The following is a 19,144-nucleotide window of genomic DNA, read 5'->3' as shown; positions in this document are numbered from 1 at the left end:
CGATGACCACCCAGCTGATCGCCGTCGCGGTCCTGCTCATCGTGATCGCCTGGCTGGCCGCCTGCGCGGAGGCCGGTCTGGCGCGTACCACGAGCTTCCGGGCCGAGGAGGCGGTCCGCTCCGGGCGCCGGGGCAGCGCCAAGCTCGCCCAGGTCGCCGCCGACCCCACCCGCTACCTCAACGTGGCGCTGCTGGTGCGGGTCGGCTGCGAGATGGCGGCCGGCGCGCTGGTCACCTACGCCTGCCTGCGCTCCTTCGACAAGACCTGGCAGGCGCTGACCGTCGCCATCGCCGTGATGGTGCTGGTCTCCTACGTGGCCGTCGGCGTCTCCCCGCGGACGATCGGCCGCCAGCACCCGCTGAACACCGCCACCGTCGCGGCGTACGTCCTGCTGCCGCTGGCCCGCATCATGGGCCCGATCCCGCAGCTGCTGATCCTCATCGGCAACGCCCTCACGCCCGGCAAGGGCTTCCGCAAGGGCCCGTTCGCCTCCGAGGCGGAGCTGCGTTCGCTGGTCGACCTCGCGGAGCAGGAGTCGCTGATCGAGGACGAGGAGCGCCGGATGGTGCACTCCGTCTTCCAGCTCGGCGACACCCTCGTCCGCGAGGTGATGGTGCCGCGTACGGATCTGGTCGCCGTCGAGCGTTTCAAGACCATCCGCCAGGCGCTGACCCTCGCCCTGCGCTCCGGCTTCTCCCGTATTCCGGTGACCGGCGAGAACGAGGACGACATCGTCGGCGTGGTCTACCTCAAGGACCTCGCCCGCAAGGTGCACATCAGCCGCGACGCCGAGACCGAGCTGGTCTCCACGGCCATGCGGCCCGCCGTCTTCGTGCCCGACACGAAGAATGCCGGTGATCTGCTGCGCGAAATGCAGCAGGACCGCAATCACGTCGCCGTGGTCATCGACGAATACGGCGGCACCGCCGGAATCGTCACCATCGAGGACATCCTCGAAGAGATCGTCGGCGAGATCACCGATGAATACGACCGGGAATTGCCGCCGGTCGAGGATCTCGGTGACGGCCGCTATCGCGTCACCGCCCGCCTCGATATCGGTGACCTGGGAGAGCTGTACGGGCTGGCCGAGCTGGACGACGAGGACGTCGAAACGGTCGGCGGACTGCTGGCCAAGCTGCTGGGCCGGGTGCCGATCGCCGGTGCCACCGCCGAGGTCGATGTCGCCGAGTACGCGGCCGACGCCGGGCTGAAGGCGCTCCGGCTGACCGCCGAGTCCCCGGCCGGCCGCCGGAACAAGATCGTCACGGTGGTGTGCGAGCCGATCCGCTCGGCGGACGCGGGCGAGCCGGCGGAGCTCTCCGCGTAATCCCCGCACACGGCGGAACTCTCCGGGTAATCCCGGCGCACACCGGAACCATCGACCTGCCGCACACCGCGGGAAAACGCCTGCGGTGGTGCGCCGGGCTACTTATCTCCAGTGCACCGGAAATGTTCTGCAAGCCATTTCCGGTGGGACTGGATTCTGCCCGGCGCACCGTGGAAAGATCTTCGGGCGGTTGCCGAAAGGCGGCCGCCGCGCGTGAGAGAAATCGTCCGAGAAATCTTGCCACGCGGGTTGCCCCGGCCACGGGGGACCGGGGCAGCCATCCCACCCGGACACCGGAGACGGTCGCCGGGTGATCCCGCTACGGACGCGGCGGGGGCGGCGCATATGCTCGCCGGTATGACCGATGCCGCACCGCTGGACCCCGAAGACCGCAAGATCGTCACGCTCGCGCGCTCGGCGCGGGCCCGCAACGGCGTGCCCGAGGGTGCGGCCGTCCGCGACGAGACCGGCCGCACCTACGTCGCCGGCACCGTCGCCCTGGAATCGCTGAAGCTCAGCGCGTTGCAGACGGCCGTCGCCATGGCCGTCGCCAGCGGTGCCACCTCGCTGGAGGCCGCGGCCGTGGTCACCGAGGCCGAGGGCGCCGGCGACGCGGACCGCGCGGCCGTCCGGGACCTCGGCGGCCCCGCGACGCCCGTCCTGGTCGCCGGCCTCGACGGCACCGTGCACACCACGGTCCCCGCGGGCGAGGCGTAGGACCGGGGCCCCGTGCGGGGCCCCGACGGCGGGGGCTCGGGGGCGGGCGTCGCCCGGCGTGGTCGGAGCGGCGCCCGGCATCGGGGAGAATGGGCGCCATGAGCGTTCGTACAGAGTCCTCCGCCCCGCACCGCGCCGGCTTCGCATGCTTCGTCGGGCGCCCCAACGCAGGCAAGTCCACCCTGACGAACGCTCTCGTCGGCACGAAGGTGGCGATCACCTCCAACCGCCCGCAGACCACCCGGCACACGGTGCGCGGCATCGTGCACCGCCCCGAGGCCCAGCTGGTCCTCGTCGACACCCCCGGTCTGCACAAGCCGCGCACGCTGCTCGGCGAACGCCTCAACGACATCGTCCGCACCACGTGGTCGGAGGTCGACGTCATCGGCTTCTGTCTGCCCGCCGACCAGAAGATCGGCCCCGGCGACCGCTACATCGCCGCCGAGCTGGCCGACATCAAGAAGACCCCCAAGATCGCCATCATCACCAAGACCGACCTGGTCGACTCCAAGGCGCTGGCCGCCCAGCTGATCGCGATCGACCAGCTCGGCAAGGAGCTGGGCATCGAGTGGGCCGAGATCATCCCGGTCTCGGCGGTCGGTGACGCCCAGGTGTCGCTGCTGGCCGATCTGCTCGTCCCGCTGCTGCCCGAGGGCCCGGCGCTCTACCCGGAGGGCGACCTCACCGACGAGCCCGAGCAGGTCATGGTCGCCGAGCTGATCCGGGAGGCCGCGCTGGAGGGCGTACGCGACGAGCTGCCGCACTCCATCGCCGTGGTGGTCGAGGAGATGCTCCCGCGCGAGGACCGCCCCGCCGACAAGCCGCTGCTGGACATCCACGCCAACGTCTACATCGAGCGGCCCAGCCAGAAGGGCATCATCATCGGCCCGAAGGGCAAGCGGCTCAAGGAGGTCGGCACCAAGTCCCGCAAGCACATCGAGGCACTGCTCGGCACGCCGGTCTTCCTCGATCTGCACGTCAAGGTGGCGAAGGACTGGCAGCGCGACCCCAAGCAGCTGCGGAAGCTGGGCTTCTGAGCCCGGGCGCGGGGCGGCGTCACGCCACCCCGCGGATCCGCCGCACCAGCAACGCCCCCACCAGCCCGATCGCGGCCGCCACGGCGTACAGCACCCGGTAGCCGCCGAGGTGGTGCACGAGCGGCGCGGCCAGCGCCGGGGCGGCCACCTGTGGCAGCGAGTTGGCGATGTTGATGACGCCGAGGTCCTTGGCGCGGTCCGCGGCGGCCGGCAGCACCTCCGTCATCAGCGCCAGGTCGACGGACGTGAAGACCCCGAACCCGACGCCGAGCAGCGCCGCGGCGCACAGCGCGCCCGTCCAGGTCTGCCAGCCGGCCAGCAGCCCGGTGGCCGCCGCCATGATCACGCCGGCGCCCAGGACGAACGGCTTGCGCCGCCCGGTGCGGTCCGACCAGATCCCGCCCACGACGACGGTGCCCAGCAGCGTGACCCCGTTGAGCGCGGTCAGGATCAGCACCCCGCCGCCCGGGTCCGGCCGCCGGAGCACGTCCCGCAGGTAGTAGAGCAGGTACAGCAGCGCCAGCGCGTTGCCCAGGTTGATCAGGAACCGGGTCAGCCAGGCCCAGGCCAGGTCGGGATGGCGACGCGGGCTGATCCACAGCCCGCGCAGCACGGCCACCGGTCCGGCCGCGGGCCGCCGCCCGGCCGGCAGCACCAGGTCCCGGTGCAGCAGCACGTACAGGAGCGCCCCCAGCACCGCGAAGGCGGCGCAGGCCCGGTAGCCGCCGGCCAACCCGCCCCCGGCCGTCGCCAGCCCCGTCCCGGCCACCACGCCCAGGATCTGCGCGGCCCCCAGCCAGCCGCCCACCGCGCCCCGCTGGCCGGGCGGCACCCGGTCCGGCAAGGCCGCGGTGACGGCCGCGAACGCCGCGTTGAGCGTGAGCTGCACGCCGCACCACCCGACCGCCATCGCCGCCACGCTCCGCGCGCCCGCGAGCAGCACGAGGGCCACCGCCCCGCCCGCGACCCCGGCGACGATCCACGGCGTCCGCCGCCCCAGCCGCGAGGTCGTACGGTCCGACAGCGCCCCGAACAACGGATTGGCGACCATCGAGACGGCGGCTCCCGCCCCGGTCACCCACGCCAGCACCGACTCCTTGGCGGTGCCCGCCGGTGCCAGCTCCGCCGCCTGCAGCGCCAGCAGGATCTGGATCGGCCCGTACCACCCGGCCCAGATCGCCCCGTTCACCAGCGACAACGAGGTGGTCCACGCCCGCCCCACCCGCTCCGACGGCTCCGCGAGCGCCGCCGGAGCGGCCGCCCCGGTCATCCCCGGGCCCTGCCGGCCTGCTCCCTCAGCACGTCCCGCAGCCAGCGGTACGAGGACTTCGGGGTGCGCGCCAGGGTCCCGTAGTCCACGTGCACCAGCCCGAACCGCCGGGTGTACCCCTCCGCCCACTCGAAGTTGTCCAGCAGCGACCACACGAAGTACCCGCGCACGTCCACCCCGGCCGTCATGGCCGTGTGCAGCGCCCGCAGGTGCCCGTCCAGGAACGCGATCCGCTCCTGGTCGTCGAGGCCCTCGTACGAGCAGCCGTTCTCGGTGATGACGACGGGCGGCAGCCGCTCCCCGTACCGTTCCCGGAAGCCGGTGAGCAGCTCCGTCAGGGCCCCGGGGACCACCGGCCAGCCGAAGTCGGTCACCGGGTAGCCGTCGATCTCCCGGACGGAGAAGGGGAGTTCGGCGGGCAGCGTCAGTCCGGAGAACGCGCTCTCGGTGCCCTCGGGCGCGCCCACCTTCGTCGGCTGGTAGTAGTTGATGCCGTACCAGTCGAGGGGTTCCGCGATCACCTTCAGGTCGGACTCGACGTCGCCCGGCAGCAGCGCGGCGATGCCGTCCGGGTAGCGGCCCAGCAGCAGCGGGTCGGCGAAGAGGCGGTTGAGGAGGACGTCGTAGAAGTCGGCGGCCTCGACGTCCTCCGGTCTGCCGGACGCCGGCCAGGTCGGGCCGTGCGAGTTGGCGATGCCGATGTCCGTGGCGCCGCCCGCGCGCAGCGCCCGGACCGCCAGGCCGTGCGCCAGGAGCTGGTGGTGGGCCACCGGGAGCGCGTCGAACAGGAGCCTCCGGCCGGGTGCGTGGGCGCCCAGCGCATGGCCCAACAGGGTGTGCTCCGCGGGCTCGTTGAGGGTGATCCAGCGGTCCACACGGTCGCCGAGCCGGTCGGCCACCCGCGCCGCGTGGTCGGCGAACCGGGCCGCGGTGTCCCGCTCCAGCCAGTCCAGGCCCAGCGGCAGATCCCAGTGGAAGAGCGTCGGCACCGGGCGCACGCCCGCCGCGCACAGCTCGTCGACCAGCCGGTCGTAGAAGCCGAGGCCGCCCTCGTGGGTCACCCGGGGCCAGGAGACGGAGAAGCGGTACGCGTCCACGCCCAGGTCACGCAGCAGGGCCACGTCCTCGCGGTAGCGGTGGTAGTGGTCGCACGCCACCTCCGCCGTCGAGCCGTCCTTCACCCGGCCCGGCTCGGCCGTGAACGCGTCCCAGACCGACGGGTCCCGTTTGTCGACGGCCCCCTCGATCTGGTGGGCCGAGGTGGACACGCCCCAGAGAAATCCGGGCGGGAACGCGGGCAGCGGGTTCGTCACCATGGGCGGGAGCTTTGTAACCGCCGGTAACTCTGTCAAGGGGTACGACGCACCCCGGCCTTTCCCCGTGCGGTGCTAGGCCCCTTCCTTCAGCACCTTCGTGATCAAGGTGCGTTGTTCGTCCGTGAGGCGGGGGTCCGAGCAGTAGACGGTCCGGCCGTCGACGGTGATCTGGTAGCTGAAGCCGTCGGGGACACCGACCGGGGGCTCGGTGTGGGCGGTGGCCACGGCCTGCTCGGCCAGCTCCTTCCAGTCGGCGGCGTCGGGACGGTCTGCGGTGTCGACCTCGGCGCGGCGGTCGATGGCGGCGAAGCCGCCGGTGCGATGGACATGAATGCGCATAACGGGCTCCTCCGACGTCCTGCGACGGACTTCTACCCCGGATGGGGGCCCGTATGGACAGGGAGACGGGGCCCCGTACGGACACGGTAGGCACGGGTGGGGCGGGAGCGCCTGCCGGACGCCCCCGCCCCGGTTCTGCCGCCGGACGTCACTTCGGGTTGATGTCGACCTGGCTCCACGCCTTCAACACGGCCTGGTGCTCGGCGCCGGCGCCGAAGCGGGCCTGCGCGGCCTTGACCGTGAGCTTGGCGAAGTCCGCGAACTGGGCGTTCTTGGGAAGCTCGCCGCCGGTCAGCACGTCGTACCAGATCTGGCCGGCGCGCTCCCAGGCTTTGCCGCCGAGGTCGCTCGCGACCAGGTAGAAGGCGTGGTTGGGGATGCCGGAGTTGATGTGCACGCCGCCGTTGTCGTCGGTGGTGCGGACGTAGCCCTTCATCGTGGCGGGCTGCGGGTCCTTGCCGAGGACGTCGTCGTCGTACGCCGTCCCGGGGGCCTTCATGGAGCGCAGGGCGCTGCCGGTGACGTTCGGGCCGAGCAGGTCGGCGCCGATCAGCCAGTCGGCCTGGTCGGCGGTCTGCCCGAGGGCGAACTGCTTGATCAGGCTGCCGAAGACGTCGGAGAGCGACTCGTTGAGGGCTCCGGACTGGTCCTGGTACTCAAGGTTGGCGGTGTACTGGGTGACGCCGTGGGTCAGCTCGTGGCCGATGACGTCGACGGGGATGGTGAAGTCCCGGAAGAGGTCGTTGTCCCCGTCGCCGAAGACCATCCGCTCGCCGTCCCAGAAGGCGTTGTCGTACTTCTCGCCGTAGTGCACGGTCGCGTCGAGCGGCAGGCCGGCGCCGTCGATGGACTTGCGGCCGTACACCTTGAGGTAGAGCGCGAAGGTCGCGCCCAGGCCCGCGTGCGCGCGGTTGACCGACGCGTCCTTGGACGGGCCGTCGGACTCGGCGTGCACCTTCCTGCCGGGCAGGTTCTCCTGATGGCCGGCGTCGTAGATCGTGCGCTTCGGCTTGTCGGCGCCGGCGCCGGGCTCCCCGGGGGTGCGGTCCTCGGCGGCGATCGCACGGCGCTGGGTGCGCCGGGCGTGGTCGTGCTCCAGCGTGCGGCGGGCCGGTCCGTGCCGGGCGGGGTCGTCCGACTGCGCCAGGTTGTCGAGGATGTGCGGCGGGATGATCGTGCAGAAGACCGGGTGGTCGGGAGTGCGGGGGGTGGCGGATTCGCGATCTGCGGCGTTGAGGTCCATGGACAAACGGTGGCACTGTGTAGTGCCGGTGTCACTGCCTGCGGTGGAGATTCCCGAATTTGTGTGGTTCATCGCATTTGACGGCAAATGCCGGTCTCGGTCCCGCATACTGATACGCACCCGCCACTCGGGCCGGACCTCAGCTAGGGTGCTTGCATCATGCGTTTCGGGCTGCTTCTCCTTAGCTGCCGCGGCGAGGGCCTGTAGTCGTAGGCCGACCCCCTCCCCGCGGAGTTCGGTGTTGCGATCCTTCGCCCCGTCGGCCGTGCCTCCCCCGCGGACACACGAGGAGCCCTACGCACCATGACGAATCCGTCGAGCCCCGCTGCCAACGCCGTCGGTCGCCGTACGCCGCTCACCAACGCCACCCAGCTGCAGCGCCCCTCCGGGATGCCGATCCACAAGTACGGCCGCTACGAAGCCGTCGACATCCCCGACCGCACGTGGCCGGACAACCGGATCACGGCGGCGCCCCGCTGGCTGTCCACCGACCTCCGCGACGGCAACCAGGCCCTGATCGACCCCATGTCGCCGGCGCGTAAGCGCGCGATGTTCGACCTGCTGGTACGCATGGGCTACAAGGAGATCGAGGTCGGGTTCCCCTCCTCCGGCGAGACCGACTTCGCCTTCGTCCGCTCCATCATCGAAGAGGGCGCGATCCCGGAGGACGTCACCATCTCGGTGCTGACCCAGGCCCGCGAGGAACTCATCGAGCGGACCGTGGAATCGCTGCGCGGCGCCCACCGCGCCACCGTCCACCTGTACAACGCCACCGCGCCGGTCTTCCGCCGGGTCGTCTTCCGCGGCTCGAAGGAGCAGGTCAAGCAGATCGCGGTGGACGGCACCCGGCTGGTCATGGAGTACGCCGACAAGCTGCTGGGCGACGACACGATCTTCGGCTACCAGTACTCGCCGGAGATCTTCACCGACACCGAGCTGGACTTCGCGCTGGAGGTCTGCGAGGGCGTGATGGACGTCTGGCAGCCGGAGGACGGCCGTGAGATCATCCTCAACCTGCCCGCCACGGTGGAGCGTTCGACGCCGTCGACGCACGCGGACCGCTTCGAGTGGATGAGCCGCAACCTGTCCCGGCGCGAGCACGTCTGCCTGTCCGTCCACCCGCACAACGACCGCGGTACGGCCGTGGCCGCCGCCGAACTGGCGATCATGGCGGGCGCGGACCGCATCGAGGGCTGCCTGTTCGGCCAGGGCGAGCGCACCGGCAACGTCGACCTGGTGACGCTGGGCATGAACCTCTTCTCCCAGGGCGTCGACCCGCAGATCGACTTCTCGCAGATCGACGAGATCCGTCGGACGAGCGAGTACTGCAACCAGATGGAGGTTCACCCGCGCCACCCCTACGCGGGCGACCTGGTCTACACCGCCTTCTCCGGCTCCCACCAGGACGCCATCAAGAAGGGCTTCGACGCCATGCAGGCCGAGGCGACCGCCGCCGGCAAGACCGTCGACGACATCGAGTGGGCGGTGCCGTACCTGCCCATCGACCCCAAGGACGTCGGCCGCTCCTACGAGGCCGTCATCCGCGTCAACTCGCAGTCCGGCAAGGGCGGTATCGCCTACGTCCTGAAGAACGACCACAAGCTGGACCTGCCGCGCCGGATGCAGATCGAGTTCTCCCGGATCATCCAGGAGAAGACCGACGCCGAGGGCGGCGAGGTCACCCCGGCCGCGATCTGGTCCGCCTTCCAGGACGAGTACCTGCCCAACCCGGAGAACCCGTGGGGCCGCATCCAGGTCAAGAACGGGCAGACCACGACGGACCGGGACGGCGTCGACGCGCTCACCGTCGAAGCGGTGGTCGACGGCCAGGACACCGTCCTGACCGGCTCCGGCAACGGCCCGATCTCCGCGTTCTTCGACGCGCTCCAGGGCGTCGGCGTCGACGTCCGCCTGCTGGACTACCAGGAGCACACGATGAGCGAGGGCGCCTCCGCGCAGGCCGCCTCGTACATCGAGTGCGCGATCGACGACAAGGTCCTGTGGGGCATCGGCATCGACGCGAACACCACGCGCGCCTCGCTGAAGGCGGTCGTCTCCGCGGTCAACCGCGCGGGCCGCTGACCCCGCCGTAGTGCGCCTCCGCGCCCCCGTCGCCCACCCCGGGCGGCGGGGGCGCCGGCGTGTGCGCCCCGTCCACCTGAAGGTGGGGTTTGATGTCCGCGCAGATCACTCTGCGTAATTCCCTCAGTACTTTTGGTGAGGAGCGCCCGTGGGACAGGCCGCGGCGCGGACACCAAGGACGTGCAGATGAACAGATTGCACAGGCCCGCCCTCTCCCGGCTGGTGCTGGCCGGGGCCGCCGCCCTGGCGTTGGTCGGCGCCGCCCTCGCACCGGCGTCCGGGGCACCCGCCGCGGCCGTGGACCGCCCCGAGTACGTCGCGCTCGGCGACTCGTACAGCGCCGGGGTGTTCGTCCGCCCCTGGGAGGAGCACGACGGCTGCGGCCGCTCCGGGCGCAACTACCCCCACCAGGTCGCCCAGCAGCTCGGCCTGGCACTGACGGACGTGACGTGCGGGGCGGCCGAGGTCGTCGACGGAGTCCTGGAGCCCCAGCCGTCCGACAAGATCTACGGACCACCGTCGATTCCGCCACCGGGCGGCTGGAGCGACCTCCGCCCGCAGGTCGAGGCGCTGTCCTCCGATACGGACGTGGTGACCGTCGGCATCGGCGGCAACTCCCTCGGCTTCGGTCCCATCATGCTCCAGTGCATCGAGCTGGGCATCACCAAACCCCTGCAGACCGCGCCCTGTACGAAGTACTACACCGAGGGCGGCGGGGGCGAGGACTGGCTGGCGGAGCGGTTCGCGCAACTCGACCGCGACTTCGACCGGATGATGAGCGTGATCCGTGCGCGCGCCCCGCACGCCCGGGTCGCCGTCGTCGGATATCCGGCCATCGTTCCGCACAACTCCGGCTGCACGTTCCTGCACTGGAACCAGCTCGGCAGCGTCAAGAAGGGCGACATGCCCTGGCTGGACCGGCTCGAGCGGCAACTCAACGGCCTGCTCGAACGGCAGGCCGGCCACCACGGCGCTTCCTACGTCGACATCTACGGGCCCAGCGTGGGCCACGGGGTGTGCGAGAGCGGGGACACGAAGTGGATGTACGGGATCAGGGACAACCTCACGGGTGACGGCAACCAGACCGACGAGCCGTCGGAGGAGTGCAAGGAGATTCCCGGTACCGGCGAGGCGTGCACCTTCGTCCACCCCAACGCCCGCGGTCTGGACAACCAGGCGCGGCAGGTGAGCCGGGCGCTGACCTCGGAAGGCTGACCGGGCCCCCGCCCCCGGGCGGCGTCAAGCGGCTCCGCCCTTCTCCCCCCGGGAGGGCGGAGCTCCGGCACGGTCCGGCCAGTTGTCCGATACGAGATGCTGACGCCGCATCACTCATGTGGCTAACATCACGTCCAATGCGGCGACGGGGCCGGAGCGTATGGAGGACTGACGCGATGCACAAGATGTGTGTGATGGGCGTGCGCACGTCCTGGCGTACCGTCGCCGACGGCGAGTTCTTCTGCCCCGACTGCGGCGGCGACCGCAACTACGCCCGCCGCAGCGGCACCCGCCGCCTCACCGTCCTCGGCATCCCGCTGCTCACCCGCGGCATCACCGGCCCGGTCCTGGAATGCTCCGCGTGCCACGGCCACTTCGGCCTGGACGCCCTCGACCACCCCACCACCGTCCGCTTCTCCGCGATGCTGCGGGACGCCGTCCACACCGTCACGCTCGCCCTGCTGGCCGCCGGCGGCACGTCCTCCCGCGCGGTCCGCGACCGCGCCGTCAGCGCGGTGCGCGCGGCCGGCTTCGCGGACTGCTCCGAGGACCAGCTGCTCACCCTGCTCGCCGCGCTCGCCGCCGACACCGGCCGGCTCACCGGCACCTACGACGCGGTCACCGGTGGCCACTGCGGCCACGCCGGGCTCGACCCGTGCGGCACCGCGCTGGCCATAGAGCTCCACGAGTCGCTGGAGCCGCTCGCGCCCCACCTCGCCCCCGCGGGCCGGGAATCACTGCTCCTCCAGGGCGCCCGCATCGCCCTCGCCGACGGCTCCTACCTCCCCGCGGAACGCGAGGTCCTGGCCACGGTCGGCAGCGCGCTGATGCTGCGCCCGGCCGAGACCCAGCGCCTGCTGGCGGCCGCCGCCGGCACGCCGTCCTGAGCGCGGCAGCAGCCGCGGAAGGTCGCCCCGCAAACGCGCGCGGACCCCGCCACCGCGAAGGGTGACGGGGTCCGGTGACGGCCGATCCGTACGCGGCTCAGCCGGCGGGCGTCAGCCGGATCGGCAGGCTGCTCAGGCCGCTGGTGATGAAACCGTTCGACGGCGCCAACTCTTCGACGGGCACGCCGAGTTGGAGGTCGGGGAAGCGCTCGAAGAGGGCCGGCAGGGCGATCCGGGTCTCCATCCGGGCCAGCGGAGCGCCCAGGCAGTGGTGGACGCCGTGGCCGAAGCTGAGGTGCTCCACGTCGGGGCGCCGGATGTTGAACTCGTCCGCGGTGGGACCGTGCTGGCCGGGGTCGCGGCCGGTCGCGACGAACGACGGCAGGATCGCGTCGCCCTTGCGGATGGTGGGTCCGCCCTCGATCTCGATGTCCTCGACGGCGAAGCGGAGCGGAAGGTTGGCGACGCTGGGGGACCAGCGGAGGGTCTCCTCGATGACGTCGTTCCAGGACGCCTGGCCGGAGCGCACCTGCTTGAACTGCTCCGGGTACGTGAGCAGGTTGTGCACCGCGTTGCCGATGAGGTTGACGGTGGTCTCGTGTCCGGCGACCAGGACGAGCAGCAGCGTGTCGATCAGCTCCTGCTCGCTCATCTTGTGACCCTCGTCGTCCCGCGAGGAGACCAGCAGGCTGGTCAGATCCTCGGCGGGCTGCCGGCGCTTGTGCGCGACCAGGCCGCTCAGCAGCTCCTGGGTGGCCACGAACGTCATCCCGGCCTCTTCCGGGTCGACGCTGGTCATGATGGACTCGGCGAGCCGGGCCAGTTCCGCGCGGGTGTCCTCGCCCGGAATGCCGAACAGCTCGCAGATGACCTGCATGGGCAGCGGGTGCGCGAAGCGCGCGCGCAGGTCGATGACCTCGCCGGCCGGGACCGCCGCGAGGCCGTCGATCAGCGCCGCGGTGATGCGCTCGACGGACGGCTGCATGGCCTCGGTGCGGCGGGCGGTGAAGGCCGGCGCGATGAGCTTGCGCAGCCGCCGGTGGTCCTCGCCGTACGCGGTGAACATGTTGTTGACGCCGACCCACGTCTGCAGCCAGCTGTCGTGGTACTCGCCGCGCTGCCACGCCGGCCAGTGCTCCCGGGGGTTCTTGGAGACGCGTGGGTCGGTCAGCAGCTTCTTGAGAAGGGCGTGGCTGGTGATCGACCAGGCTTCGGGGCCCTCGGGAATCTGGACGCGGGTGGCGGGACCTAGCGCACGGAGGCGCTCGGCCTCTCCGTAGATGTCGGATCCGGACGGGTCGAGGGCGACGAGCTGTTGTCCCACGGCGTGGCTCCTGCCTGGTCGGGGGTGATGGGGGTGAAGCGGGCCGGAAGAGCTGCCAGAGCCCGCTGGAACGCGCCGGGACGCCACCGCAACTCGCTCTTGGGGATGGCGAGTTCGATGTCGGAGAGCCAGGCGGTGAGACGTTCGATGGCGGTGATGGCGATCACCAGCGCGTGCCGCGGTACCGGGCAGGCGTGCGGGCCGGACGCCCAGGTCAGGTGCGCGCCGCTGCCCGAGCCGCTGTCCTGCGTGACCTCGCCGAACTGGGTGTTGGCCGCCGCGTAGGAGACCAGCACCAGCTGGCCCTTGCGCACCCAGGTGCCGTGGAAGAACACGTCGCGGCGGGCGTAGTGCGCGGAGTACTGGCCCATCGGCGGGTCGTTCCACAGCACTTCGTTGATGGCGTCCTGCACGGTGAGCGCACCGCCGGACAGGGTGCTGTAGTAGCGGTCGTCGGAGAGCATCCGGGACAGCGCGTTGGCGACCAGGTTGGCCAGCGGCTCGTTGCCCGCGGCCATCGTCACCACGATCTGCGCGGCGACCTCCTCGTCGGACAGGCCGTTGGGGTGGTCCAGGAACCAGGACGTGAGGTCCGGTCCGCGGGCCGCCTTCTTCCGGCCCACCAGTTCCATGATGTACGCCGTGAACGCCGCGTCGGCGGCGGCCGCCTCCTCCGGCGTGGCACAGTCCATCAGCCCGGTGATCGCCGCGATCAGCTGGTCACCGTACTCGTCGGGCATACCGAAGAGGTTGTTGAACATCAGCAGGGGCAGCTGCTGGGCGTAGGCGGGGACGAGGTCGGCCTCGCCGGTCGCGCCGAACTTCTGGATCAGGGTGTCCGCGGTGTGCCGGACCCGGTTCCGCAGTTCCTGCGGGTCGACGAGCCGGAAACTGTCGGTGATCACCTGGCGGTAGCGCCGGTGCACCTCCCCGTCGTTGAACAGGGCGTTGGGCCGCCAGCCGAGCATCGGCATGACCGCCGTGTCCGGGGGGACCGTCTGCATCCAGGCCCGGGAGTCCTTGGACCAGGTGGTCTCGTCGTTCAGCAGGTCGAGCGCGGCCCGGTAGTCGGTGACCAGCATCGCGGTCACGCCGGCCGCGATCTCCACCGGCGCCAGCGCGCCGTACTGCCGCAGATAGGCGTAGTAGCGGTGCGGGTCGGCCGCGAAGTCCGGTTCGTACAGCTTGACGAGGGCGTGCTGCTCGCCCTGGTCCAGCGACGGGCTGCCGGGCGCGGGGGCGGCCTGTGCGGGCGCCTGTGCCGGCCCGGCGGCCGCGCCGCCCTGGGCATGGGCGGGGCAGCCGGGGGGCGGGGCGGCGCCCGGCTCGTACGGGGAAGTCACGAGGTCTGGTTCTCCTGGGGCGTATGGGCGAGAACGTGCCCGACGAGCGCGATCAGCGCGTCGACGGACTGGTCCCGGTCGCGCGCGTCGCACATCACCAGCGGCGTCTCGGGGTGCAGGTCGAGGGCTTCGCGGAGCTTCTCGGCGTCGTAATGCGGCGCGTCGGGGAAGGTGTTGACCGCGACCGCGTAGCGCAGCCCCGCCTCCTCGATGATGTCCATCACCTCGAAGGAGTCCGCGAGGCGGCGGGTGTCGGCGAGTACGAGCGCGCCCAGCGCGCCGCGCGCGATGTCCTGCCACAGCGGACGGAATCGTTTCTGTCCGGGGGTGCCGAACAGGTACAGCACCAGGTCCCCGGGCAGCGTCAGCCGCCCGAAGTCGATGGCGACGGTGGTCGTGGTCTTCTCCCGCACACCGGCGAGGTCGTCGACGAACGCACCGGACTGCGTCATCACCTCTTCGGTGTGCAGCGGCGGGGTCTCCGAGAGCGCCCGGATGAGCGTGGTCTTCCCGACCCCGAACGGCCCCGCGACCAGGAGCTTGACCAGCGTCTGGTCGGCTCCGGAGAGGTACATGCCGTCGGTGCCGGGACCGTTGCTAGGACTTGAGAGAGCGGAGTCCATCGAGAACCCTCTCCAGGATCTGCCGGTCGAATTGCTCGGCTTCGGGGATGGGGACACGGGCGTGCAGGAGGCCGGCATCGACGAGGTCGGCCACCAGCACCTTCACCACACTGACGGGCAGGTGGAGATGGGCTGCGACCTCGGCCAGAGACAAGGCTCCGGGCTGGAGAAGCTCCAGGATCCGGTGCTCTTCCGGTCGTACCTCACTGGCGATCGGCATCCCCCCGCTGTGCAGCAGCGTGAGCCGGTCCAACGTGTTGCGGCTGGGTTGGGCGCGTCCGCCGGTCGCCAGATAGGCCGGTACGAGGCGCCGGGTACTCTGGCGCGGGGTCATGCCTGGCTGCCGAGGTCCCGCGCCGGGCTGTTCATGACCTTGCTGCCCAGCGTCGTCACCTGGATCTGCATGTGGTGCGCGACGACTCCCATATTGACCTCCGGTCCGGCGAAGACGGCCAGGCAGGTGTTCTCGCCCGCGGGTATGGCGAAGACCCAGCCCTGTTCGGATTCGATGACGGTCTGCCGCAGCCGGGCGTCGTCCCGTTCGGCGAACGCCGCGGTCACCGCGCGTCCGGCGCCCTGGAGCGCGGACATCATGGCGGCGACGCCCTCGGCGGCGTCCCGCTTCAGACCGGGCGACGATCCCTCGATGAAACCGTCACCGGAGATCACGGCTGCGTGGATAACATGCGGCAGCTCCAGGAGGGGGGCCAGCACCCAGGACTTGTCCTCGGTGACGCGGCGGCGAGTGGGGCTGTTCATGGCTGGGCGTTCCCTTCGGGACTGCGAGGGGGTTCTGTGTGGGCTGCGGCACGGCCGGATTCGGTGCCCTGCTGGAGTGCGGCCCAGCGAGAGGCGGCCTCCTCCGGGGACCGTTCGCGGACGGGGTCGGTGCGCGGCAGGCTCTGGTCCTGCTCCTGCTCCGTCACCGGCGTCCGGCGGCGCCTGCGCGGCAGTCCACCGTCGGCGGGAGCCGCGGCGGGGTCGGACTGCGCGGGCATGCCCGATGCCTGCTCCGGAGCGGCCGGAGCAGGGGTGTGCGGTGTGGGGGTGTGGGGTACGGGGGCGGTGGCTCCGGTCGGGAGTACCGCGGGTCGGTCGGACGCACCGGAACGGTGCGGCAGCGGAGCCATCACGGACATGGGCTGGGTGCTCTCGTCGAGGAGGGTGAGAAGGGGGTCACCCGGGATGTAGACCACGGCCCGCACGCCGCCGTACGGCGACGACTCGATGTGCACGCCGAAGCCGTACTGGCGCACCAGCTGGCCGGCCGCCGCGAAGCCGGACCGCGGCGGGTCGCCGAGCTGGGTCAGCAGCAGATCGGTGTTGCTCGCCAGCAGCTCCATCGCGGCCTTGACCTCGTCCTCGTGCATCCCGACGCCGTAGTCGTCGATGATGACCGAGGCGCCGCGGTTGCCCTGCTGGAGGGTCACGGTGACGGGCAGCTCACGGTGCGAGTGGTGCAGCGCGTTGGCGAGCAGCTCGGTGACGGTGATGGCGATCGGCTCGACCGCGCGCGCGACCACCGCGACCGGGTCGCGCAGCTGGTTGCTGACCTGTACGCGCTCGTAGCCGCGCAGCCGCGAGGCGGCGCCGACCACCAGCTCGGCGAGGTAGGAGTCCTCCCGGGTCAGTCCCGGCCAGGCCCCGCACACCACACCGGTGGCCTGGATGCGCCGCAGTGCCTGCTCGTTGAGGAAGTCCGCGTTCAGCAGGTCCTGGGCGACGTTCGGGTCGTCGTAGCGGTGCTGCATCTCCTGAAGGGCGGTCTGCAGCCGGTAGAGCAGCGCCTGAATGGTGGTGGTCGCGCCACGGAGGGTGGACTGTGCCGCCGCGTCGACCCGGGCCCGCTCCTTGGTGATGGCCTCGCTGACCTGCTCCAGTACGGCGTTGAGCGCCTGGTCGGTCTCGGACCCGGCGAACCGGGCGTCCATCAGCCCTCGCACGGGCACGTGCGGGTGGGCGAGGGCGAGGGTGAGGTCGGGGAGCCGGGTCCCGGCCAGGTGCCGGATCTCGGCCTCGGTGGCACGCAGCCGGGCCGACAGCTCCGTATTGCTGTGGAGCGTGGCGCTGTTCTGTTCCTCAGCGGCGGTCAGGCGTCCTCTGAGGGCCTTGCGCTGGCCGCTCGCCCGGATCGAGAGCGCCGCCAGGACCACGGCGGCGGCCGTACCTGCGCTGAGGCACCACAACAGCGCCTCCGGTATGGATGTCATCGAGATCCTCAAGTGGGGTACTGACTGGGTCGGCCGGCCTGCACGGCGTCGTGTTGCCGATCATCACCGGATGCTACCGGGGAGTTGACGTGCCGTGAGGGCCAGATCCCAAGGGGTGACTGAGAAGTACGGAAGGTCACCTTCCGCCCGCGATGACCGGACACTAACGTGATGTGGCCCCGTCATCCAGGTCAGATGGCGGGGCCGGTGTGTGCCTGTTGTGCCGGCACGGTGAAGGTCGGTCAGGCGTCCGTGAACCGCGCGTTCTTGACGGCCCCGATGAAAGCGGACCATGCGGACGCGGGAACGGCGACGACGGGCCCGTCGGCGCCCGCCTTGCTGTCACGGACGGGGACGACGCCGGGGAGATCGTCGGAGACCTCGACGCAGTTGTCGGAAGCACCGCTGCTGTAACTGCTCTTGCGCCATGTGGCGGCGCCGGGGAAGTGGTCGGCGACCTCGATGCAGTTGCCGCCGTTGCCGTCGCTGTAGGTGCTCTTACGCCACCGAGCCGTGCTCAGGTCGTACTCGCGCATCGTGTGAAGTCCTCAGCCGCCGATTTGATCAGGGGGAGGGTCGCCTCCGGGGACAGGGCGGCGGCCCTCAGCTGATCGTAAGCCCCCTGAGCGGACTTCACCACGGCCGGATCGTCCAGCAAATTCCCCGAGTACGCGCCTTCTGTATAGGCCGTTGGCGGTGCGTCGTTGAACTCCATGAGGCGCAGCGATTTGCCCATGGCGGCATGGGCCCCTGCCGTGAACGGTACGACCTGTACGAGGATCTTGCGGTCGTGCGCCAAGGCTGCCAGGCGCATCAGCTGCTCGGCCATGACGGCTGGTCCCCCCACGGGGATACGCAGCACGCTTTCGTGAAGGATTGCCCAATACTCGGGCCGCGTAGTGGCTTTGAGCACGTGGGCCCGCTCCATGCGGGACGTGACCTTCTGCTCGATGACCTCATCGACCGCGAAGGGGTGCGTCGCGACGGTGATGGCCCTGGCGTAAGCCGCCGTCTGCAGCAGTCCCGGAATCACCGTCGGTTCGAACTCACAGATCTTCGTAGCCACCCGCTCCAGCTCCGCCACCGCCGCGAAATAGGACGCGTACGGCGATGCCTCCAGCAGCTTTCGGCACAGCCGCTCGAAGAAGCCGTCGGTTTGCAGGGCCTGGTCGATCTGGATCGCCATGTCCAGCCGCGGCCGGCGCTCCGCCGACTCGAATCTGCTGATCAACGCGTGCGACGCGAAGAGCCGCCGCCCCAGTTCCTCCTGGCTCAGACCGGCGCCCTCCCGCCGGTTCTTGAGTTCGGAGCCCCAGAATTCCCAGCCGACCTGCTGTGACGTGTTGGTCATGAGCCCAGCGTAGTTCCGTAGCGTCACCCTGCGTGTGCGAACGGTGAAGTCGCCCGACCCGCTCCGGCCATGGGCGAGAATGGGCGCCATGAGTCTGTTCCGCGACGACGGCATCGTGCTGCGCACCCAGAAGCTGGGCGAGGCGGACCGGATCATCACGCTGCTCACCCGCGGCCACGGCCGGGTGCGGGCCGTGGCGCGCGGCGTACGGCGCACGAAGTCGAAGTTCGGCGCACGGCTGGAGCCCTTCTCGCACGTCGACGTGCAGTTCTACGCCCGCGGCAGCGAGCTCGTGGGCCGCGGGCTGCCCCTGTGCACGCAGAGCGAGACGATCGCCGCGTACGGCGGCGGGATCGTCACCGACTACGCCCGCTACACGGCCGGCACGGCCATGCTGGAGACCGCCGAGCGGTTCACCGACCACGAGGGCGAGCCCGCGGTGCAGCAGTACCTGCTGCTGGTGGGCGGTCTGCGGACGCTGGCCCGCGGCGAGCACGCCCCGCACCTGGTCCTCGACGCCTTCCTGCTGCGTTCGCTCGCCGTCAACGGCTACGCGCCGAGCTTCGACAGCTGTGCGCGGTGCGGGATGCCCGGCCCGAACCGGTTCTTCTCGGTCGCGTCGGGCGGGGTGATCTGCGGCGACTGCCGGGTGCCCGGGAGCGTCGTACCCTCCTCGGAGGCGATCGGGCTCCTCAGCGCGCTGCTGACCGGCGACTGGGAGTCCGCGGACGCCTGCGAGGCCCGGCACGCCCGCGAGGGCAGCGGGCTGGTCACGGCGTACCTGCACTGGCATCTGGAGCGGGGACTGCGCTCCCTCCGGTACGTCGAGCAATAGCCGTAGCCGTAGCCGTACGCAGAG

At 71.0% G+C, this 19,144-nt stretch carries 19 protein-coding genes; 7 read left to right on the top strand and 12 right to left on the bottom strand.

Features of this window, described 5'->3' with window-relative positions; genetic code table 11:
• The first annotated feature begins 2 nt into the window (after positions 1-2).
• From OO62_RS03200 to era, 3 genes are all read left to right on the top strand, one after another.
• Entirely contained in the window at positions 3-1,328 is a 1,326-nt protein-coding gene (locus tag OO62_RS03200; RefSeq protein ID WP_033265622.1) for a hemolysin family protein, read from the top strand.
• Between the two features lie 357 nt (positions 1,329-1,685).
• Positions 1,686-2,045 carry a cytidine deaminase gene (locus OO62_RS03195; protein ID WP_033265777.1) on the top strand — a complete coding sequence of 120 codons (360 nt, stop codon included), beginning with the start codon at positions 1,686-1,688 and terminating at the stop codon, positions 2,043-2,045.
• An 89-nt stretch (positions 2,046-2,134) separates the two neighbouring features.
• A complete protein-coding gene (gene era, locus OO62_RS03190) occupies positions 2,135-3,082 on the top strand; it encodes a GTPase Era (RefSeq protein ID WP_398742043.1) in 948 nt (315 codons plus the stop codon).
• A gap of 19 nt (positions 3,083-3,101) precedes the next feature.
• Here era and OO62_RS03185 read toward each other — a convergent pair whose 3' ends face one another.
• The 4 genes from OO62_RS03185 to OO62_RS03170 form a co-directional block, all read right to left on the bottom strand.
• Positions 3,102-4,352 (bottom strand): MFS transporter, encoded by a 1,251-nt coding sequence (locus tag OO62_RS03185; RefSeq protein ID WP_033265620.1) that lies wholly within the window; start codon positions 4,350-4,352, stop codon positions 3,102-3,104.
• Positions 4,349-5,668 (bottom strand): GH1 family beta-glucosidase, encoded by a 1,320-nt coding sequence (locus OO62_RS03180; protein WP_033265619.1) that lies wholly within the window; start codon positions 5,666-5,668, stop codon positions 4,349-4,351. Before OO62_RS03180 ends, OO62_RS03185 begins: the two co-directional genes overlap by 4 nt.
• 72 nt (positions 5,669-5,740) lie before the next feature.
• Positions 5,741-6,007: a protealysin inhibitor emfourin gene (locus OO62_RS03175; RefSeq protein WP_033265618.1), complete on the bottom strand. Its 267-nt coding sequence runs from the start codon at positions 6,005-6,007 to the stop codon at positions 5,741-5,743.
• 148 nt (positions 6,008-6,155) lie between these two features.
• The gene (locus OO62_RS03170) at positions 6,156-7,250 is read right to left on the bottom strand and encodes a M4 family metallopeptidase (RefSeq protein ID WP_033265617.1); all 1,095 of its coding nucleotides are present in this window, start codon (positions 7,248-7,250) and stop codon (positions 6,156-6,158) included.
• Between the two features lie 303 nt (positions 7,251-7,553).
• Between OO62_RS03170 and leuA the strand changes: the two genes are divergently transcribed.
• The 3 genes from leuA (at position 7,554) to OO62_RS03155 (ending at position 11,434) form a co-directional block, all read left to right on the top strand.
• Positions 7,554-9,332: a 2-isopropylmalate synthase gene (leuA, locus tag OO62_RS03165; protein WP_033265616.1), complete on the top strand. Its 1,779-nt coding sequence runs from the start codon at positions 7,554-7,556 to the stop codon at positions 9,330-9,332.
• Between the two features lie 186 nt (positions 9,333-9,518).
• A complete protein-coding gene (locus OO62_RS03160) occupies positions 9,519-10,547 on the top strand; it encodes an SGNH/GDSL hydrolase family protein (protein WP_033265615.1) in 1,029 nt (342 codons plus the stop codon).
• Between the two features lie 176 nt (positions 10,548-10,723).
• Entirely contained in the window at positions 10,724-11,434 is a 711-nt protein-coding gene (locus OO62_RS03155) for a TerB family tellurite resistance protein (protein WP_033265614.1), read from the top strand.
• A gap of 97 nt (positions 11,435-11,531) precedes the next feature.
• On the opposite strand, the gene OO62_RS03150 is transcribed toward OO62_RS03155, so the two are convergent.
• The 8 genes from OO62_RS03150 to OO62_RS03115 form a co-directional block, all read right to left on the bottom strand.
• Positions 11,532-12,758 carry a cytochrome P450 family protein gene (locus OO62_RS03150; RefSeq protein WP_033265613.1) on the bottom strand — a complete coding sequence of 409 codons (1,227 nt, stop codon included), beginning with the start codon at positions 12,756-12,758 and terminating at the stop codon, positions 11,532-11,534.
• Positions 12,683-14,101, bottom strand: coding sequence for a cytochrome P450 family protein (locus OO62_RS03145; protein ID WP_033265612.1), 1,419 nt, complete (start codon positions 14,099-14,101; stop codon positions 12,683-12,685). The genes OO62_RS03150 and OO62_RS03145 overlap by 76 nt, the downstream gene beginning before the upstream one ends.
• Positions 14,098-14,676, bottom strand: a complete 579-nt coding sequence (locus OO62_RS03140) for a GTP-binding protein (RefSeq protein ID WP_078616996.1) — start codon at positions 14,674-14,676, stop codon at positions 14,098-14,100. Before OO62_RS03140 ends, OO62_RS03145 begins: the two co-directional genes overlap by 4 nt.
• Before the next feature lie 22 nt (positions 14,677-14,698).
• Complete coding sequence (locus OO62_RS03135; protein ID WP_033265610.1) at positions 14,699-15,058, bottom strand: DUF742 domain-containing protein; 360 nt, start codon at positions 15,056-15,058, stop codon at positions 14,699-14,701.
• Positions 15,055-15,483, bottom strand: coding sequence for a roadblock/LC7 domain-containing protein (locus OO62_RS03130; RefSeq protein WP_033265609.1), 429 nt, complete (start codon positions 15,481-15,483; stop codon positions 15,055-15,057). The genes OO62_RS03135 and OO62_RS03130 overlap by 4 nt, the downstream gene beginning before the upstream one ends.
• Positions 15,480-16,934, bottom strand: coding sequence for an ATP-binding protein (locus OO62_RS03125; protein ID WP_033265608.1), 1,455 nt, complete (start codon positions 16,932-16,934; stop codon positions 15,480-15,482). Before OO62_RS03125 ends, OO62_RS03130 begins: the two co-directional genes overlap by 4 nt.
• 242 nt (positions 16,935-17,176) lie before the next feature.
• Positions 17,177-17,470, bottom strand: coding sequence for a DUF397 domain-containing protein (locus tag OO62_RS03120; protein WP_033265607.1), 294 nt, complete (start codon positions 17,468-17,470; stop codon positions 17,177-17,179).
• Positions 17,452-18,285 carry a helix-turn-helix domain-containing protein gene (locus OO62_RS03115; RefSeq protein WP_033265776.1) on the bottom strand — a complete coding sequence of 278 codons (834 nt, stop codon included), beginning with the start codon at positions 18,283-18,285 and terminating at the stop codon, positions 17,452-17,454. Before OO62_RS03115 ends, OO62_RS03120 begins: the two co-directional genes overlap by 19 nt.
• Before the next feature lie 88 nt (positions 18,286-18,373).
• Here OO62_RS03115 and recO point away from each other — a divergent pair, with 88 nt between their 5' ends.
• Positions 18,374-19,120 carry a DNA repair protein RecO gene (recO, locus tag OO62_RS03110; protein WP_033265775.1) on the top strand — a complete coding sequence of 249 codons (747 nt, stop codon included), beginning with the start codon at positions 18,374-18,376 and terminating at the stop codon, positions 19,118-19,120.
• Positions 19,121-19,144: the final 24 nt, after the last annotated feature.

Origin of the sequence: Streptomyces lydicus, assembly GCF_000717345.1 — a bacterium.
Lineage (GTDB): Bacteria > Actinomycetota > Actinomycetes > Streptomycetales > Streptomycetaceae > Streptomyces > Streptomyces lydicus.
Note: the sequence above shows the minus strand (reverse complement) of the source record. Positions and strands in the feature narration are given on the sequence as shown.

What these genes read in the sequence shown, in the direction of transcription:
- OO62_RS03115 (WP_033265776.1), bottom strand. Translation starts at nt 18,285, where the DNA reads ATGACCAACACGTCACAGCAGGTCGGCTGGGAATTCTGGGGCTCCGAA.
- OO62_RS03175 (WP_033265618.1), bottom strand. Translation starts at nt 6,007, where the DNA reads ATGCGCATTCATGTCCATCGCACCGGCGGCTTCGCCGCCATCGACCGC.
- era (WP_398742043.1), top strand. Translation starts at nt 2,135, where the DNA reads ATGGGCGCCATGAGCGTTCGTACAGAGTCCTCCGCCCCGCACCGCGCC.
- leuA (WP_033265616.1), top strand. Translation starts at nt 7,554, where the DNA reads ATGACGAATCCGTCGAGCCCCGCTGCCAACGCCGTCGGTCGCCGTACG.
- OO62_RS03155 (WP_033265614.1), top strand. Translation starts at nt 10,724, where the DNA reads ATGCACAAGATGTGTGTGATGGGCGTGCGCACGTCCTGGCGTACCGTC.
- OO62_RS03160 (WP_033265615.1), top strand. Translation starts at nt 9,519, where the DNA reads ATGAACAGATTGCACAGGCCCGCCCTCTCCCGGCTGGTGCTGGCCGGG.
- OO62_RS03195 (WP_033265777.1), top strand. Translation starts at nt 1,686, where the DNA reads ATGACCGATGCCGCACCGCTGGACCCCGAAGACCGCAAGATCGTCACG.
- OO62_RS03120 (WP_033265607.1), bottom strand. Translation starts at nt 17,470, where the DNA reads ATGCGCGAGTACGACCTGAGCACGGCTCGGTGGCGTAAGAGCACCTAC.
- OO62_RS03130 (WP_033265609.1), bottom strand. Translation starts at nt 15,483, where the DNA reads ATGAACAGCCCCACTCGCCGCCGCGTCACCGAGGACAAGTCCTGGGTG.
- OO62_RS03180 (WP_033265619.1), bottom strand. Translation starts at nt 5,668, where the DNA reads ATGGTGACGAACCCGCTGCCCGCGTTCCCGCCCGGATTTCTCTGGGGC.
- OO62_RS03140 (WP_078616996.1), bottom strand. Translation starts at nt 14,676, where the DNA reads ATGTACCTCTCCGGAGCCGACCAGACGCTGGTCAAGCTCCTGGTCGCG.
- OO62_RS03185 (WP_033265620.1), bottom strand. Translation starts at nt 4,352, where the DNA reads ATGACCGGGGCGGCCGCTCCGGCGGCGCTCGCGGAGCCGTCGGAGCGG.
- OO62_RS03125 (WP_033265608.1), bottom strand. Translation starts at nt 16,934, where the DNA reads ATGACATCCATACCGGAGGCGCTGTTGTGGTGCCTCAGCGCAGGTACG.
- OO62_RS03170 (WP_033265617.1), bottom strand. Translation starts at nt 7,250, where the DNA reads ATGGACCTCAACGCCGCAGATCGCGAATCCGCCACCCCCCGCACTCCC.
- OO62_RS03200 (WP_033265622.1), top strand. Translation starts at nt 3, where the DNA reads ATGACCACCCAGCTGATCGCCGTCGCGGTCCTGCTCATCGTGATCGCC.
- recO (WP_033265775.1), top strand. Translation starts at nt 18,374, where the DNA reads ATGAGTCTGTTCCGCGACGACGGCATCGTGCTGCGCACCCAGAAGCTG.
- OO62_RS03135 (WP_033265610.1), bottom strand. Translation starts at nt 15,058, where the DNA reads ATGACCCCGCGCCAGAGTACCCGGCGCCTCGTACCGGCCTATCTGGCG.